The sequence below is a fragment of the Mesorhizobium sp. M7A.F.Ca.US.014.04.1.1 genome (genome assembly GCF_003998745.1).
Lineage (GTDB): Bacteria > Pseudomonadota > Alphaproteobacteria > Rhizobiales > Rhizobiaceae > Mesorhizobium > Mesorhizobium ciceri.
The window spans coordinates 1-994 of record NZ_RZRW01001134.1 but is presented as its reverse complement, the minus strand read 5'-3'; the positions used below and the strand labels follow the sequence as shown (position 1 = coordinate 994).

Annotated in this window: 1 protein-coding gene; it reads right to left on the bottom strand. The window is 63.2% G+C overall.

Annotated elements, in window-relative coordinates; translation table 11 throughout:
• Window positions 1-994, bottom strand: a 994-nt coding sequence (locus tag EOA22_RS35075; RefSeq protein ID WP_164756243.1) for a TonB-dependent receptor plug domain-containing protein, incomplete at both ends; no start/stop codon positions are given.

The window sequence follows — 994 nt, the reverse complement described above, 5'->3', positions numbered from 1 at the left end:
GTGACGGGATGCGCGTCTCGCCATCGAGCTGGTAGCCGTCATAGCGCATCGCCGCGATGACCTGCAGCCAATCCCCGTAATCGCCCTGCCACTGCAGGAAGCCGCCATAACCCTGCTGTTGGCCAGCGCCGAAATGCGCCGCTTCCGAGGAGGCCTCGAGATAGTAGTAGTCGAGTCCGTAGGTCAGCGTATGTGCTAGTCCCCAGACGTCGAAACGCGAGGAGTTCTTCACATTGAAACCTGTCGTGGCCACGTCGTAGAAGCGGAAATTGCCGATCGCCGAGGTCGGCCAGACCTGCGTCTGCTCGGCGCGGGTGCGGTTGTGATAGGCATTGGCGCTGAAGTCGATCAGCGCGTTGTCGTCGGGCTTCCAGGTGTAAGCGGCGGTGTAGGTCTGGTTGGTGGTGTCGGTGTCATAGCGGCTCAGGGTCGGCGAGGTCGAGCCGCTCGATCCGGTGATCTGGTCGTTGTAGCGCTGCAGGATGGCGCCGAGCTTCAGCTCATGGCCATCGGCCGGCCGCAACGTCGCCTTCAGATAGCCGCTGGTCACCCGCTCGCCGGTCCATGGCACGGTGTCGCCATTGCCATCGGTGTAGCTGTCGCGGTCGCGGTAGATGAGGTTGCCGATGATATCGGCATCGTCGCTGAAGCGGTAGGCACCGGTGGTGCTGGTGGTGAAGCCGTCGCCATTGTCCTCGTAGCCGAGCTTCTCGCTCAGCGCCCAGCGCTCATCCTTCTTGAGGAAATCGCCGGCATCCTTGGTCTCGAAGGAGACGACGCCGCCGATGCCGCCGGAACCATAGGCATTCGAGACCGGACCGCGAATGACGGTGGCTTCCTTGATCAGGTCGGGTTCGACATAGAACGAGCCAGAGCCATGACCGACGCGCCAGTAGTCCTGGCGGGCGCCGTCGAGGGTGACGACGACGCGGCCATATTGCTCCAGGCCGCGGATGTTGATGGCGGTTGCGGGATCGTCGCCATTCATCGAGGC